16 protein-coding genes are annotated in these 13,597 nt (G+C 72.3%); 9 read left to right on the top strand and 7 right to left on the bottom strand.

The features are described from left to right. Window positions 1-2 precede the first annotated feature (2 nt). A complete protein-coding gene (locus P3X83_RS16875; protein ID WP_277306039.1) occupies window positions 3-311 on the bottom strand; it encodes a hypothetical protein in 309 nt (102 codons plus the stop codon). A gap of 231 nt (window positions 312-542) precedes the next feature. Here P3X83_RS16875 and hypD point away from each other — a divergent pair, with 231 nt between their 5' ends. Beyond that, window positions 543-1,475: a hydrogenase formation protein HypD gene (gene hypD, locus P3X83_RS16870; protein ID WP_277306038.1), complete on the top strand. Its 933-nt coding sequence runs from the start codon at window positions 543-545 to the stop codon at window positions 1,473-1,475. A 40-nt stretch (window positions 1,476-1,515) separates the two neighbouring features. Here the strand turns inward: hypD and P3X83_RS16865 are convergent, their stop codons facing one another. Beyond that, window positions 1,516-2,193, bottom strand: coding sequence for a pyridoxamine 5'-phosphate oxidase family protein (locus P3X83_RS16865; protein ID WP_277306037.1), 678 nt, complete (start codon window positions 2,191-2,193; stop codon window positions 1,516-1,518). A 190-nt stretch (window positions 2,194-2,383) separates the two neighbouring features. On the opposite strand from P3X83_RS16865, the gene P3X83_RS16860 reads away from it, so the two are divergent. Beyond that, window positions 2,384-3,250 carry a universal stress protein gene (locus P3X83_RS16860; protein WP_277306036.1) on the top strand — a complete coding sequence of 289 codons (867 nt, stop codon included), beginning with the start codon at window positions 2,384-2,386 and terminating at the stop codon, window positions 3,248-3,250. A gap of 44 nt (window positions 3,251-3,294) precedes the next feature. Here the strand turns inward: P3X83_RS16860 and P3X83_RS16855 are convergent, their stop codons facing one another. Continuing rightward, the gene (locus P3X83_RS16855) at window positions 3,295-3,879 is read right to left on the bottom strand and encodes a hypothetical protein (RefSeq protein ID WP_277306034.1); all 585 of its coding nucleotides are present in this window, start codon (window positions 3,877-3,879) and stop codon (window positions 3,295-3,297) included. Between the two features lie 219 nt (window positions 3,880-4,098). On the opposite strand from P3X83_RS16855, the gene P3X83_RS16850 reads away from it, so the two are divergent. Further along, window positions 4,099-4,935, top strand: coding sequence for a universal stress protein (locus P3X83_RS16850; RefSeq protein ID WP_277306033.1), 837 nt, complete (start codon window positions 4,099-4,101; stop codon window positions 4,933-4,935). A 20-nt stretch (window positions 4,936-4,955) separates the two neighbouring features. On the opposite strand, the gene P3X83_RS16845 is transcribed toward P3X83_RS16850, so the two are convergent. Further along, window positions 4,956-5,132, bottom strand: a complete 177-nt coding sequence (locus tag P3X83_RS16845; protein WP_277306032.1) for a hypothetical protein — start codon at window positions 5,130-5,132, stop codon at window positions 4,956-4,958. A gap of 77 nt (window positions 5,133-5,209) precedes the next feature. Here P3X83_RS16845 and P3X83_RS43320 point away from each other — a divergent pair, with 77 nt between their 5' ends. Next, complete coding sequence (locus tag P3X83_RS43320) at window positions 5,210-5,548, top strand: TetR/AcrR family transcriptional regulator (RefSeq protein WP_346742716.1); 339 nt, start codon at window positions 5,210-5,212, stop codon at window positions 5,546-5,548. Window positions 5,549-5,732: 184 nt separating this feature from the next. Next, on the top strand, window positions 5,733-7,067 hold the full coding sequence (locus P3X83_RS16835; protein WP_277306031.1) for an MFS transporter: 1,335 nt from the start codon (window positions 5,733-5,735) through the stop codon (window positions 7,065-7,067). A gap of 43 nt (window positions 7,068-7,110) precedes the next feature. On the opposite strand, the gene P3X83_RS16830 is transcribed toward P3X83_RS16835, so the two are convergent. Next, window positions 7,111-8,232 carry an MFS transporter gene (locus P3X83_RS16830; RefSeq protein ID WP_277306030.1) on the bottom strand — a complete coding sequence of 374 codons (1,122 nt, stop codon included), beginning with the start codon at window positions 8,230-8,232 and terminating at the stop codon, window positions 7,111-7,113. Between the two features lie 193 nt (window positions 8,233-8,425). Here P3X83_RS16830 and P3X83_RS16825 point away from each other — a divergent pair, with 193 nt between their 5' ends. Beyond that, complete coding sequence (locus tag P3X83_RS16825) at window positions 8,426-9,013, top strand: TetR/AcrR family transcriptional regulator (protein ID WP_277306029.1); 588 nt, start codon at window positions 8,426-8,428, stop codon at window positions 9,011-9,013. A 66-nt stretch (window positions 9,014-9,079) separates the two neighbouring features. Here the strand turns inward: P3X83_RS16825 and P3X83_RS16820 are convergent, their stop codons facing one another. Then, on the bottom strand, window positions 9,080-11,071 hold the full coding sequence (locus P3X83_RS16820) for a PQQ-binding-like beta-propeller repeat protein (RefSeq protein WP_277306028.1): 1,992 nt from the start codon (window positions 11,069-11,071) through the stop codon (window positions 9,080-9,082). 70 nt (window positions 11,072-11,141) lie between these two features. Beyond that, entirely contained in the window at window positions 11,142-11,273 is a 132-nt protein-coding gene (locus tag P3X83_RS16815) for a hypothetical protein (RefSeq protein WP_277306027.1), read from the bottom strand. Between the two features lie 174 nt (window positions 11,274-11,447). Here P3X83_RS16815 and P3X83_RS16810 point away from each other — a divergent pair, with 174 nt between their 5' ends. The 3 genes from P3X83_RS16810 to P3X83_RS16800 are packed head-to-tail and all read left to right on the top strand — an operon-like array spanning window position 11,448 to window position 13,589. Further along, entirely contained in the window at window positions 11,448-12,119 is a 672-nt protein-coding gene (locus tag P3X83_RS16810) for a TetR/AcrR family transcriptional regulator (protein WP_277306026.1), read from the top strand. Next, window positions 12,116-12,316, top strand: a complete 201-nt coding sequence (locus P3X83_RS16805) for a ferredoxin (protein WP_277306025.1) — start codon at window positions 12,116-12,118, stop codon at window positions 12,314-12,316. The genes P3X83_RS16810 and P3X83_RS16805 overlap by 4 nt, the downstream gene beginning before the upstream one ends. 1 nt (window position 12,317) lies before the next feature. Then, window positions 12,318-13,589 carry a cytochrome P450 gene (locus P3X83_RS16800; RefSeq protein ID WP_277306024.1) on the top strand — a complete coding sequence of 424 codons (1,272 nt, stop codon included), beginning with the start codon at window positions 12,318-12,320 and terminating at the stop codon, window positions 13,587-13,589. Window positions 13,590-13,597: the final 8 nt, after the last annotated feature.

Genomic DNA, 13,597 nt, shown 5'->3' with positions numbered 1-13,597 from the left:
CGTCAGGGATTGTCGTAGCCGACCCAGTTGATGAACCACCCGTAGCTCTGCGCGGTCGCCGGGGTCAGCGCCGAGCCGTCCTTCCACTGGACGTAGACGCGGAACCTGGTGGCCGTGGCGCTGTAGACCGCGCTCGGGCCGACCAGGTTCCACTGGCTGCCGCCGGTGCTGCCGATGGAGGTCACGTAGACGGGGGAGCCGGTGAACCGGGCCGCCGTGGTGTCCACGTCGATGTAGATGCCGTTCGCGCCGTAGGCCACCCAGCCCTGGCCGGGGGTGCTCTGGCCTGCGGCGATGCGTGCGGTTGGCATGAAGCGGTTCCTTTCGCTGTCAACCGGTGTCACTTTCAGCATCCATCTCATCACCGTGCGAATCGAGCCATGGTCCGCTGTACCTCCGGCCACACAAGTACCGCCACGCGGCGATTGCCCCAGTGCCCACTTTCGCCACGTGCGCCGTTTGACCGTTTCGGGACTTTGGGCCCGGCCGGGAATGCCTTCCGGCACTGAACCGGCCTCGCCCGGGGGCGAAAAGGTTGAATGGTGGGATTCCTGGATGAGCAGCGCGACCCCCTGCTGGCGGGCGCCCTGCTCAAGGCGATCCACACCTTCACCGCCGCCCCGTGGACGATCACGGAGATGTGCGGCGCGCGGACGCACGGCCTGGCCGCGCGCGGGCTCGGCGACCTCCTGCCGAGCGGGTCACGGCTCGTCCACGGGCCGGGCTGCCCGATCTGCGGCACTCCGCCCGAGGTGATCGACCGGGCCTTGGCCGTCGCCGCGCACCCCGGCGTGATCCTCACGACCTCCGCCGACATGCTGGAGGTCCCCGGCACGGAGACCGGCCTCGCGGCACTGCGGGCGCGCGGCGCGGACGTGCGGGCCGTGCCCGGCCCCTTCGACGCCGTGCGGCTGGCCGTGGAGACCCCCCGGAGCGAGGTGGTCTTCTTCGCGACCGGCTGCGAGACGACCGCCACCGCCACCGCCACCGCCGTGCTGCACGCCGCCGAGCTGGGCCTGCGCAACCTCACCTTGCTGACCGGCCACCTCCTGGCGCTGCCCGCGACGGCGGCGGCGCTCGCCCTGCCGTCTGAGGGGAACACGGCGTTCCTGGCCCCCGGACGCGTGTGCGCCGTGACCGGCTGGGCGGGCTACGAGCCGCTCGCCGCCACGCACCGGACGCCGATCGTGGTGACCGGGGCCGCGCCGCTGGAGCTGCTGGACGGCGTGCTGATGGCGGTCCGGCAGCTCGCGAGCGGGCGCGCGGAGGTGGAGAACGGGTACGCGCGGGCGGTCGGCCGTACCGGCAACATCGCGGCGCGCGAACTGGCCGGACGCGTCTTCCGCGTCACGGCGGGCCGCTCCCGGCGGCTCGGGATCATCCCGGACGGCGGGCTGGCCCTCGCCGCCGAGTACGCCGCCTTCGACGCGGCGGCGCGCTTCGGCGTCGGCGACCTGGCCGGAGCCCCAGCGTGACGGCGGGTCCCGGCCCCGGTCGTGCCGGGAGGGGTTCCCGTCAGAAGTTCGCGATACGGCGGCCGGTGACGCGGTGCGGCGCGATACGGACGTAGAGGTCGCGCTCGCCGCCGGCCCACGGCTCCACGCCGAGCCCGGTGACGCCGGCCAGTTCCGCTTCGGTGATGTGGTGGATCGGCCCCTGGATGAGGACGCTCCAGCCCGCGCTGTGCGCCTCGTCGATCCGGTCGACCTCAAAGGCGATCTTGAATTCCACGCCCTCCAGGCCGGTGCGCAGGTCCTCGTCGATCACGCCGCCGTAGCGGGTGCGGAACACCACGGCCCCGCCGTCGCCGGTGCGGTAGTTGACCGGGATGACGGTGATGCCGGTCCGGCCGTCGAAGGCGATCCGGCCGACCCCGCCGGGGGCGATCAGGCGCAGGCACTCCTGCTCGGTGAGCGCAGTGAGCACCGGCTCCCTGGCCGGGCCGCCACCGCCGGGCGGGTGCTCCAGCTCGCCGCCGAGCAGTTCCTCCGGCGTGGTGCCGAGGGCGCGGGCGATCTTCAGCAGCATCCCGTCGGTCGGGCGGGCCGTCGTCTCCTCCAGGTACTCCACGTATCCGGCGTCCACCCCCGTGCGCGCGGCCACCTCGTCGCGGCTCAGCCCGCTCTCGTTGCGGTGGTGGGCGATCCGGCGGCCGAGATCGCCGGGCGCGGGCGGTGTTCTCCTCGTGGGCATCGTTGGTCCTCCAGTCCGGTGGCGAAGTCGCGAAACAGACGCTATCTGCCCGGGAAAGGCGGTCCTAAGAGGCGTCCGACCGGACTGCCAGGGACCAAGGGCCCGGACTTCACGCGGCGGAGCGGGGACCTGTGGACCTGGGACGTGGGCCCGCGCCGTCGTCGAATGGAGGGGGAGAAGGAGGTTCGCGATGTCATCTCCGATAGTGGTGGGCGTGGACGGCTCGGCTCAGGCGGGCGCGGCGGTCCGGTGGGCGGCCGAGGACGCCGTGCGGATGGCCACGCGGTTGCACATCGTCGCGGCCGTGGATCGCACGCCGTACGAGATCCGGCGGTTCCCGGCCGAATGGAGGGGACCTGACCGGGCGGTCGAAGAGGCGCGGGCGGCGCTCGCCGACGCGGAGGCCATCGCCCGGGGCCACCGGCCGCTGGTCAGGGTGACCACGGAGGTGTGCGAGGGAGCCCCGGCGCACGTGCTGCGCGAACGGGACGGCGCGGTCGAGATCGTGGTCGGCAGCCGGGGGCTCGGCGCGTTCGCCGGAGCGGTGCTGGGCTCGGTGAGCAGCCGGGTCGCGGGCCAGGCCCGCTGTCCGGTCGTGGTGGTCCGCGACGTGGAACGGGACCGGTACTACCGTGTCGTGGTCGGCCTGGACGACTCCGACGCGTGCGAGCCCGCGCTCGCCTACGCCGTCGAGCAGGCGTGGCTGCGCGGCGCGACGCTGCACGCCGTGCACGCCTGGCAGACGCCCGCGCACGTCATCAGCCCCGAGACGGTGATCGCCGCCGACGAGATCCGCGAGGAGCGGCGCCGCGCCGCCGTCCAGCGGCTCGACGTGTGGCGGGAGAAGTATCCGCAGGTCGAGGTGACCGAGGAGATCAGCGACACGCATCCGGTGCCCGCGCTCGTCGGGGCGTCGGCGACGTGCGACCTGCTGGTGGTGGGCTCGCACGGGCGGGGGCCGGTCCGCTCGGCGCTGCTCGGCTCGGTCAGCCGGGCCGTGCTGCACCACGCCCGCTGCACGGTGGCCGTGGTGCGGTCGCACGAGCTGGACGTGTGAGGCTGGACGTGTGAGGCGATCCGGCGGGGCCACCGGGAGGGGAGTCACACCGTCCGGTGGCCCCGCTGGGCGATCTCCCAGGAGCGCGCCCAGGCGGCGGAGCGGCGGCGGTCGAGCTCCAGGCGGGCGGCGGCGTACACGAGGAGCAGCACGCCCGCCGTACCGATCGGGACGCCCGCTCCGGCGGCGACCGCGCGGGCCGCGCTCCTGGTGCGGTCCGGAGGGTCGGTGACCGGATTCCCGGCGGGGTCCAGCCAGACTTGTACGGCCGCGCCCGCCTTCGCGACGCGCGGCACCACGGCGCGGACGGTCACCACCCTCCCGTCGGCCTCCCGCCAGCGCACCGGCGCGAGCACCGGGACGGACGTGCCATCGGCCGACACCCACGGGAGCTTCGGCGCGTCGGTCACCAGGTGTCCGGTGACCCAGCGGCCGGCCCGTTCGGCGGCCAGCTCCCCTTCGTGGATCGCCATTCCCATGGTGACGCCGACGGGGACGCTCGCCACGGTCAGCGTGACCGCGGCCGCCACGACGGCGGACTCCACACGGTCCACCGTCCTGCGCAGCGGGTTGCCGTCGGGCCGGTACAGCCGGACTCGCCGCGCCGCCCGTTCCACCCATGACCGCATGCGGATCACCTCGTCTCCGGCACCATCCTTCGCCTCCTGCGGCACATGATCCAGGGACTTTGGCCATGGCGGGCGGAGGACGTTCGGCCCCCTCGCTCGTGTCGCCGATCCGGTTGTGCCGAAAATTGGGGATAAAGTCCCTTCCGTCCGGTGCCCTATGACCCTGTCGCGGGCAGGCCGAAAGGAGTGACGGTAGGAGGAACCGACCGGGGAGACGACGTGATCATTGTTGGAGTGGACGGGTCGCGGGCCGGACTTGAAGCCGTCGGATGGGCGGCGAGAGAGGCGGCCCTGCGCGACACGCCGTTGCTGGTCGCCCACGCGATCCCGGCCTGGGCCTGCGAACCGGCCACCGGCCGTTACGCCGAGGTGGCCGCGTGGATGCGCGAGGGCGGGCAGAGCGTGCTGAACACCGCCGAGGAGCGGGCGCGGCGCGAACGGCCGGGCATCGCCGTCAGCGGCAGGCTGCTGCCCGGCGACCCGCGCGCCGCCCTGATCGGCGCGGCGGGTGAGGCCGAGCTGATGGTCATCGGCAGCCACGGCCTGGGCGGGGTGCGCGGGCTGCTGCTCGGGTCCGTCGCCTACGGCGTGGCCGGGCACGCCGCCTGCGACGTGGTCGTGGTGCGCGAACTGCCGTCCCGGCCCAGGGCCGAGGTCGTGGTCGGCGTGGACGGCTCGGCGCACAGCGACCGGGTGCTGTCCTCCGCGTTCGCGGAGGCCGAACTGCGGGGCGCCGAGCTGCGTGCCGTCCACGCGTGGAACTGGCCCTGGGAGGGCGACCCCCGCTTCGCCGGGGACGAGCCGGAGTACGAGCCGCTGTCCCTCACCGACATCCTGGCGAGCCACCGCGCCCGCCACCCCAGCGTGAACGTGACCGAGGAAAGCGTCCACGACCACCCGATCCGCGCCCTGCGCCAGGCCGCGACCGGCGCCGACCTCCTGGTGGTCGGCTCACGCGGGCACGGCACCTTCGCCGGCCTGCTGATCGGCTCGGTCAGCCAGGCCCTGCTGCACGAGTCCCCCTGCCCGCTGATGGTGATCCGCAGCGCCACCTGAGCCCCGCCGGAGCGCCGGGGTCAGGGCAGATCGAGGACGGCCTTGCCGTGCGGCCGCCGCCCGAGCAGGGCGTCCACGGCCTCGGCGACGTCGTCCCAGCCGCCCCGCCAGGTGATGTTCGGATCCAGGGCGCCGTCCGCGACCCGATCGGCCAGCCAGGTCAGGTCGCGGTCCAGCCCCCGGCAGTACCGCAGCATGAACGTCACCAGCGCGCGGCCGTCGCGATCGTCCCCGCTGAACAGCGCGCCGAAAGGGGAAGTTCTCCCCGCTGCCGGTGCTGTGGCCGATCGCCACCGGCGTCCCCTCGGCGGGTCCGGGGCCTGACCTGACCCTCCGGAAGCGCAAGAAGCGGCGCACCAGGCAGGCCCTGGTCGAAACCGCGCTCGCACTGTCCACCGAGCGCGGTTTCGACGGCGTGACCCTCGACGAACTGTGCGAGGCCGTGGACGTCTCCAAGGGGCGTCCAGGCGGTTCCCGGGGTGCTGGGTCGGCGTGCCACGACGCTAGGGTGCCCGCCGTCCCGTCGCATCGGCCGCAGGGCGTGTCCGGTGCGACGGAGGTCGCCCGCCCGCCAGTCGCGGGGCGACCGAAGTACCCTCCCGGCGCGACTTAGGTAGCCCTCCGGACACCGGGGTGTGATGAGTTCCACGGAATGGAATCGGCGAACCTACTTTTCGCCGACATACCGCAACATCGATGCTTGTACTGGGACCTCCGGGCCGTCGGACCCCAAGGAGGACAGCATCAGCGAGTCGACCAGAGCCGGTGAACGTCCCGAGGACGAGGATGCAACCGACATGGCGGTCACGCCGGACGGCGCGGCCGACATATCGGCCAGACCGCCCGCGACCGGCTTACGACACGCCTTACGCGCCTTCCGGCACCGCGATTTCGCCATCTTCTGGAGCGGCGCGCTGGTGTCCAACACCGGGACCTGGCTGTCGAACCTCGCCGTCCCCTACGTGCTCTTCGAGATCACCGGGAGCGTCTTCTGGCTGGGGCTGGCGTCCTTCGCCCAGCTCATCCCGGCCCTGGTGCTCGGCCCGCTCGGCGGGGCGCTGGCCGACCGGTTCGACCGCCGCAGGATCCTGATCGTGACGCAGTGCTGCGCGGCCACGTCGGCGCTGCTGATGTGGGCCGCCTGGAGCTCGGGCGTGCGCGACCCGGTGGTGATCCTGGCGCTGCTCGGCCTCACCGGCGTCATCCTCGGCATCAACATGCCGAGCTGGCAGTCGTTCGTCAACGACCTGGTCCCGCGCGAGGACCTGATGTCGGCGGTCACGCTGAACTCCGTCCAGTTCAACGCGGCCCGGTCGCTCGGCCCCGCCATCGCGGGCGCGCTGCTGGCCGCGCTCGGCCCGTCCTGGGCCTTCCTGATCAACGGGCTGTCCTTCGTGTTCGTGCTGAGCGCCCTGCTGTTCGTGCGGGCCTCGCGGACGCGCGTCGTGGTGGCCGCGCGCGCGGGAGTGCTGCGCCAGTTCGGCGCCGCGCTCCGATACGTGCGGACCCAGCCCGGGATCATGGTGGGCTTCCTGGTGTCGGGGGTGGTCGCCCTGCTGGCCAACCCGATCTTCCAGTTCACCGTGGTGTTCGCCGACTCCGTCTATCACGTGGACGCCGTTGGGCTGGGCCTGCTCAACATGGCCTTCGGGGTGGGCGCGATCGTGGCCGCTCCCATCGTGTCCGGCGGCAACCGCCACCTGACCCTGGCCAGGACGGTCAAGTGGGCGCTGGTCCTCTACGCGGTGGCCGTCGCCGGCTTCGCCCTGCTGCCCTACTACGCGGCCGGGCTGGTCTGCCTGGCCGTCATCGGGGCCTGCTTCCTGACCGTGGTCTCCATCGCCAACACCGCCACGCAGGTCATCGTCGCCGACCAGATGCGCGGGCGCGTGCTGGCCCTGCGCATCATGGTCTTCACCGGCGTCACCCCAGTCGGAGGGGTGCTGCAGGGCTGGCTCGCCGACGTCGTCGGTCCCCGTCAGACGGTCACCGGCGCGGGCCTGCTGCTGCTCGCCGCCACCCTGCTGCTGATCCGGCTGCGCGGCCGGGTACGTCTCGAACGCCTCGACGACCCCCACGACGAGGGCCCGCACGGCGACCCTGCGCAGGCCGTCCCCGCCACCGGGAGATGACCCGGGCCGGGGACGCAGGGGAAGCGCATTCCTCCGGCGGGGATCAGCGCAGGCTCTGGTTACGGCGTGCGGTCCACACGGCCACCCCGGCCGCCAGCACCAGGGCGCCGGCGAGCCACAGGATGCCCCGGAGCGGCAAGGCGTCCACGATCGTGCCGCCGGCCAGCGCGCCGATCCCGATCGAGAGGTTGAACACCGCCACCCACAGGGAGGTGGCCTCCTCGACCGCCTGTGGCGCGGCCTTGATCATCCAGGTCTGCAGACTCGTGGAGACCCCGCCGTACACCAGGCCCCAGACCACGAGCAGGACGATCCCGCCCACCGCGGTGAGCCCCGCCACGGGGAAGATCAGCATGGTCACACCCAGGGCGGCGGTGATGAACAGGACGGTTCGGTAGAGCCTCCCGGACACGGCGGCGCCCGCGACGAAGTTCCCCACGATGCCCGCCGCGCCGAATCCGAACAGCAGCGGTCCGACCAGTTCCTGGTCGATGCCCGACAGGTCGCGCAGCACCGGGCCGACGAACGTGTAGGCCGAGAAGTGGCCGGTCACGAGCAGGAAGGTGGCCAGGATGCCGACCCGGACGCCCTGGCTGCGGAACTGCCCGGCCAGCCGCCGCAGCGCGACGGGCCGGTCCGCGGCCAGCGGCGGCAGCACCGCCAGCAGGGCGACCAGCACGCCGAGCGCGAGGGCGCCCAGCGCGCCGAACGCGATCCGCCAGTCGGCCAGCCCGCCGATCACCGTGCCGATGGGGACCCCGAAGACGTTCGCGGCCCCGACGCCGCCGAAGATGATCGCGGTGGCCCGGCCCACGTGCTCCGCCGGCACGAGCCGGACGGCCAGCCCTCCGGCGATGGCCCAGAACCCACCGATGGCCACCCCGACCAGCACCCGGGAGGCGATCAGCAGCGGATAGTCGGGCGCCAGGGCGGACGCGATGTTGGCGAGCGTCATGAGTCCCATCAGGGCGACCAGCAGGATCCTGCGGTCCATCCGGCCGACGAGCAGCGGGACCACCGGTGCCGCGAGGGCGGCGACGATGCTGGGGACGGTGACCATCAGCCCCGCCGTCCCCTCGGAGACCGACAGTGCGGATCCGACCGGAGTGAGCAGCCCAATGGGCAACTGCTCGGCCGTGACCAGCAGGAATGTGCCGAAGGCCACGGTGGACACCGCGATCCAACGACCCTCCTGACTTTTCGGTGCGGTCTCCCGCCTGATCGGCGTTGGGTCAGTCGTCCTCACGATGAATCCCTCTCTTGCGCGGCAGCGCGCTCATTTGGGAGCGATCGCTCCCGTATGGCGGCAAACCATAGTACGGGAGCGATCGCTCCACAACTCTGGTAGCGTGGTCGCCATGGCGCGGCCCAGGGAATTCGACGAGCAGAACGTGGTCGCCAAGGCGACCCACCTCTTCTGGTGCCGTGGCTACAACGCCACGTCCGTCCGCGATCTGGGGGCCGAGCTCGACCTCAAGCAGAGCAGCCTGTATCGCACCTTCAACGACAAGCGCACCCTGTTCCTGCGGACGCTGGACCACTATCGGGCGACCGAGTCCGCGCAGGCGGAAGAGCGGCTGAGCGCCTCCGGCCCCAGTCTCCAGATCCTGCGGGAGTGGCTGATCTGGATGATCGGCCATGAGGCCGGGCGCGGCTGCTTCGTGGTCAACACGGCCACCGAGCTCGGCGCGGCCGACCCCGACGTCCGGGAGAGGACCGAGGCCGCGTTCGAGGGCACCCGCACGACGCTCGCGGCGCTGCTGCGCCGCGGCGTCCACGACGGCGAGCTGCCCGCCGCGCTCGACGTCGACGCCGCGGCGGAGTCACTGTTCACGACGGTGCTCGGGCTGCGCGTGCGCGAACGCGCCGGACACGATCCCGGACGGCTGGCCACGGCCATCGACTTCGCGATCGAATCGCTCGCGGGTCCTCGCGCCCTCCAGTGACAACGGCCTGATGCCCCGGCCGGGGAGGCCGGGGCAGGGCTGATCGGATTTCAGTGCCGACCGAAACTAGTTCTGCGGCTCCGGGATCGTCACGGTCGGGCAGCGCGGGTCGAGCCGTACCTTCGCCAGATCCCGGCCGACGATCGTCCAGGCGTCGAAGGAGCCGGGCTCGAACTGCAGTTGCGGATTGGTGTGCCACTCGTCGCCCAGCCCGGTCGCGAGCAGCTTGGCCTCGGAGCCGAGCTCGTAGGCGTTGCCGCCGCCGAAGTAGGTGGAGGTGAACACCCGGCCCTTGTGGACCTGCAGCTCGCCGTGCCCCGACAGCAGGCCCTGGTGCTTGATCTCCCCGGTGGCGAGGTCCATGGCGATCCACGCGCCCAGCACGCGCTTGTACACCGCGTACAGCAGCCCTTCGTGGACCTTGAGGTCCTGGAAGGTGCGGTGGTGGGGAAGCGGATCGCGCTGCCACAGCACCTTGCGCTGCTTCAGGTCGAAGGCGGCGATCGAGGCCGTCGTCCTGGTCGGCGGCGTGCCGCCTCCGCCGAGCACGTCACCGCCGAGGTAGACGACACCCCGCCCGGGGTGGACGCTCAGGCTCATCAGGCTCTGGTCGGGGATGACGTCCGGGTAGACGTCCATCTTCCCCGTGTCGGGGTCGAGCACCGTCAGGGCGCCGCGCAGCTTCGCGCCGGTCGGGGCGGAGGCCACCAGGATGGTGTCGGTCACCGGGTCGTGCTCGATGTCCCACGGCCGCGACTGGTCGTGCCTGATGTAGCCGTAGCCGCGCACCTCGTCGGTCTTGATGTCGATGGAGATGATCTGGCCGCTCGGATACAGCGCGGCGAAGACCTTGTTCCCCCGCCGCACCATGGCCTTCGGCTCGCCGACCACGCGGATCCTGCGTTCCTTCCCGGTCCGCAGGTCACGCACCTCCACGGCGAAGTGGCCGCCGATGTACAGGGCCCGGTTCGGCACCAGCAGCATGCTCTGGGTCCGCTCGGCCCCGACCGGGAAGCCCGTGTCGATGAGGTCGACGAAGTCGGAGGTCCCGCTCGGCAGGTCCAGCCACCAGATGCCGCCGCTGCCGGCGAAGCCGATGAGCCGCTGACCGTCCAGCTTCAGTGCCCGGGTCTCCTCGCCCGGCGACGGCGGATCGGCGACCTTGGTCACCGCGTCCTGCCCGGTGCGGTAGCTGTAGACGGCCCCGTCGGGGCGTGAGGTGAGGTAGACGGTGCCGTCCGGGGCCACCTCGAACGCGTCGATGATGCCCACCCCGGCGTCGAACTGCCGCCGGTCCGTGCCGTCCTTGCGCACGTCGATCAGCGTGCTGCCGCTCGCGGCGAGCACCCGGTCGCCGTAGAGGAAGACCGTGCCGACGGCCTGGGGCCCCTGGGCCAGTTCCCTGACCGCGCCGCTGACCCGGTCGACGGCCATCAGCTTGGCCTTCTCCAGCAGGCCGACGTAGGCCGTGGTCTCATCGACGGCGACCGCCCTGGCGTAGTGCTCGCCCTGGACCAGCACGCCGTACCTGCGGACCGCGCCCGTCGAGGGGACGTACTCCCAGAGCCGGCCGTCGGAGGAGGTACCGAGGTAGAGGGTGCCGTCCGGCGCGGCGGCCATGCTCCAGACGAAGCCGCCGTTCGCGCCGAAGGAGCGCAGGTGCTTCACCTGGCCCGTGGCCAGGTCGAAGCTGTACAGGTCGGGCACGGGGTAGGTGCCGATGTACACCTTGCCGCCCGCGACGGCGGTGGCCCAGCCGCCCTCCGGCTCGCCCGCGTTGGGGCCGTCCGGCAGCGTCGCGGTGCGCGTCACCTTGCGGGTGGCCAGGTCGATCTCGGCCACGACCGGAGGCTTCGGCCCGCGCGAGACCACGTAGGCGCGGCCCTCGTGGACGGCGGCGCCGACGATCGCGCCCGTGGTGGAGGCCGGGCCGTACGTGGTGACGGCCGGGGTGCGGCAGTCCGGTGCGGCCGTCGCCCGCGCGGCGGCCGGTGCCGGCAGGGCCGGTATCGCTAGGGCGGACAGGACCAAAACCAGTGCGAGACAGATTCGTGGCACGGGCCGCACCTCCGGGATGTTCAAACCTGCTTGGTTTTGGTCCAGACCGTAATCCTGTGGGCAAGATACGTCAATAGCGGTCATCGGTACGGGCCGCGGCGCCACTGGCGGTGATCTTCTTCAGCTCGGTGCCGTTCTTCAGATCCCACACGGTGATGGTCTGCTCGCCGTCGGCGGAAACCGCGATCGAGGTGTCGCCCACCCAGCCGGCCGCCACCTCGTCGGCCCCGCCCGTCGAGCTGTGGAGCGGGCGGCATCCGGTTGGTGAGCTGGTCGAGCAGGGTGGCGGTGGTGGGCCGGCTGTCATGGCCAGGGGTGTGAGCCTTCGCCGTACGGGTGCTTGACCCATCTAATGAACGGTCGTTTAATTTCACTCATGGGGCGGATCGCCGGGGTCAGCCCGGCGGAGACACGTGCGCGGCTGCTACGGGCGGCCGCGGCGGTGTTCGCCGAGCGGGGCTACGAGGGCACCCGTGTCGCGGAGATCGCCGCCGTCGCCGGGGTGAGCAGGGGCGCGCTGTACGCGCACTTCGCGTCGAAGGCCGAGTTGCTGCTGGCCGCGCTCCGGGCGCACGCGCCGAAGCTGCCGCCGCTCGCGCCCGGCCCGGGAGAACAACTCGGCGAACAACTCGGGGAACAGCCCGGCGAACAATCCGCCGGACCGCCCCCCGAACCGCTGGCCGACCTGCTCGTCGCCGCCGGGGCGCGGCTGCCGCACCGCCGTCCGGCCGACGACGAACTCATCGTCGAGGCGCTGGTCACGGCCCGCCGCGACGACGAGGTGGCCGACGCGGTGCGCGAGTGGGCCGGTGAGCGGACCACCCGGCTGGCCGGGATGGTGCGCGCCGCGCAGGACGGCGGCGAGGTTGACGACGCCGTGTCGCCGCTGGCGCTCGCCCACCTGTGCTTCCTGCTGGCGGCGGGCAGTGCGCTGGTCACACCGGACGTGAGCGCCGTCGGCGACGCGGAGTGGACGGCACTGCTGCGCCGGCTGGTCAACGCGATCGCCCCTGACGGCACCACCACCTCCAAGGGAGAACCGCTGTGAGAGTTCGGATCGACGACCGGCTGTGCCAGGGGCACGGCCGGTGCTACGACATCGCTCCCGGTCTGTTCGGTGAGGACGACGAGGGCTACGGCAAGGTCCTGGGAGACGGCGAGGTGACCCCCGAGCTGGAACAGGCCGCGCGCCTGGCGGTCGCCAACTGCCCCGAACGGGCGGTCGAGATCGTGCGGGAGGTGTGAGGTGAGCACCGACGACCGCTTCAAGGAGGAGACCCGGACGAGCCTTTCGAACCGGCTCCAGGGCAGACGCAACGAGATCGTCACCGGCCCGGTCGCCGACTGGGCCACCGACTTCTCCCACACCGAGCCAGAGTGGACGGCCGACCCCTACCCCATCCAGGACGACCTGCGGGAACGCTGCCCGATCGCGCGCACCGAGCGGTTCGGCGGCGGATGGCTGCCGACCCGCTACGAGGACGTCGCCGCGATCGCCTACGACACCGATCGCTTCTCCTCGCGGGCGATCGTCATGAGCAACTACCGGCCGCCCCTCGACCTCGCCCCCGTCGGCGGCGCGCCGCCGATCTCCTCCGACCCGCCGTTCCACCACGACGCCCGCAAGCTGCTGCTGCCCGCGTTCACCAAGTCCGCCATCGCCAAGCACGAGGCGGCCACCCGGACGTACTGCCACGAGCTGCTGGACGAGCTGCGCGGCCAGGAGGTCATCGACGCCGCCCGCGACTACGCCCAGCACATCCCGATGCGGGTGATCGCCGGAATGCTCGGCTTTCCCCTGGAGGACGGGCCGAGGTTCCGCGAGTTCGTCGAGGGTGCGCTGGAGAGCGTCAACCTGCCGCCCGAGGAGCGCCTGCCGCGGATGGAGAGGCTGTTCGACTACCTCTACGAGCAGATCCGCGACCACGTCGAACGTCCGCGTGACGACCTCACGACCTACCTGATCGACGCGGAGCTGTACGGGAGCAAGCTTCAGCCGTCGCACGTGGCGGGCACCATGTCGCTGCTGCTGATCGCCGGAATCGACACGAGCTGGAGCGCCATCGGCGCCTCGCTGTGGCACCTGGCCAGGACGCCCGCCGACCGCGAGCGCCTGGTGGCCGAGCCCGCGCTGCTCCCGACCGCGCTGGAGGAGTTCCTGCGGGCCTACGCGCCGGTCACGATGGCGCGGCTGGTCAAGGAGGACATGCACTGGCGCGGGGCGGACATGCGGGCCGACGACTGGGTGCTGCTGTCGTTCCCCGCCGCGAACCGCGATCCGGAGCAGTTCGACCGGGCGGGCGAGGTGGTCATCGACCGCCAGGCCAACCGGCACGCGGCGTTCGGCCTTGGCATCCACCGCTGCCTGGGCTCCCACCTGGCGCGGATGGAACTGCGGGTCGCCCTGGAGGTCTGGCTGGAACGCGTGCCCGCCTTCACGCTGGCCGACCCCGAGGCCGTGACCTGGTCGACGGGCCAGGTCCGCGGCCCGCGCACGCTCCCGCTCCGCGTGGGCTGACGGCTCCC

Origin of the sequence: Spongiactinospora sp. TRM90649, from assembly GCF_029382225.1 — a bacterium.
Taxonomy (GTDB): Bacteria; Actinomycetota; Actinomycetes; order Streptosporangiales; family Streptosporangiaceae; genus Spongiactinospora.
This window is presented reverse-complemented; position numbering and strand designations above follow the sequence as displayed.

What these genes read in the sequence shown, in the direction of transcription:
- P3X83_RS16855 (WP_277306034.1), bottom strand. Translation starts at nt 3,879, where the DNA reads ATGCGGTCATGGGTGGAACGGGCGGCGCGGCGAGTCCGGCTGTACCGG.
- P3X83_RS16875 (WP_277306039.1), bottom strand. Translation starts at nt 311, where the DNA reads ATGCCAACCGCACGCATCGCCGCAGGCCAGAGCACCCCCGGCCAGGGC.
- P3X83_RS16860 (WP_277306036.1), top strand. Translation starts at nt 2,384, where the DNA reads ATGTCATCTCCGATAGTGGTGGGCGTGGACGGCTCGGCTCAGGCGGGC.
- P3X83_RS16845 (WP_277306032.1), bottom strand. Translation starts at nt 5,132, where the DNA reads ATGCTGCGGTACTGCCGGGGGCTGGACCGCGACCTGACCTGGCTGGCC.
- P3X83_RS16865 (WP_277306037.1), bottom strand. Translation starts at nt 2,193, where the DNA reads ATGCCCACGAGGAGAACACCGCCCGCGCCCGGCGATCTCGGCCGCCGG.
- P3X83_RS16835 (WP_277306031.1), top strand. Translation starts at nt 5,733, where the DNA reads ATGGCGGTCACGCCGGACGGCGCGGCCGACATATCGGCCAGACCGCCC.
- P3X83_RS16825 (WP_277306029.1), top strand. Translation starts at nt 8,426, where the DNA reads ATGGCGCGGCCCAGGGAATTCGACGAGCAGAACGTGGTCGCCAAGGCG.
- P3X83_RS16810 (WP_277306026.1), top strand. Translation starts at nt 11,448, where the DNA reads ATGGGGCGGATCGCCGGGGTCAGCCCGGCGGAGACACGTGCGCGGCTG.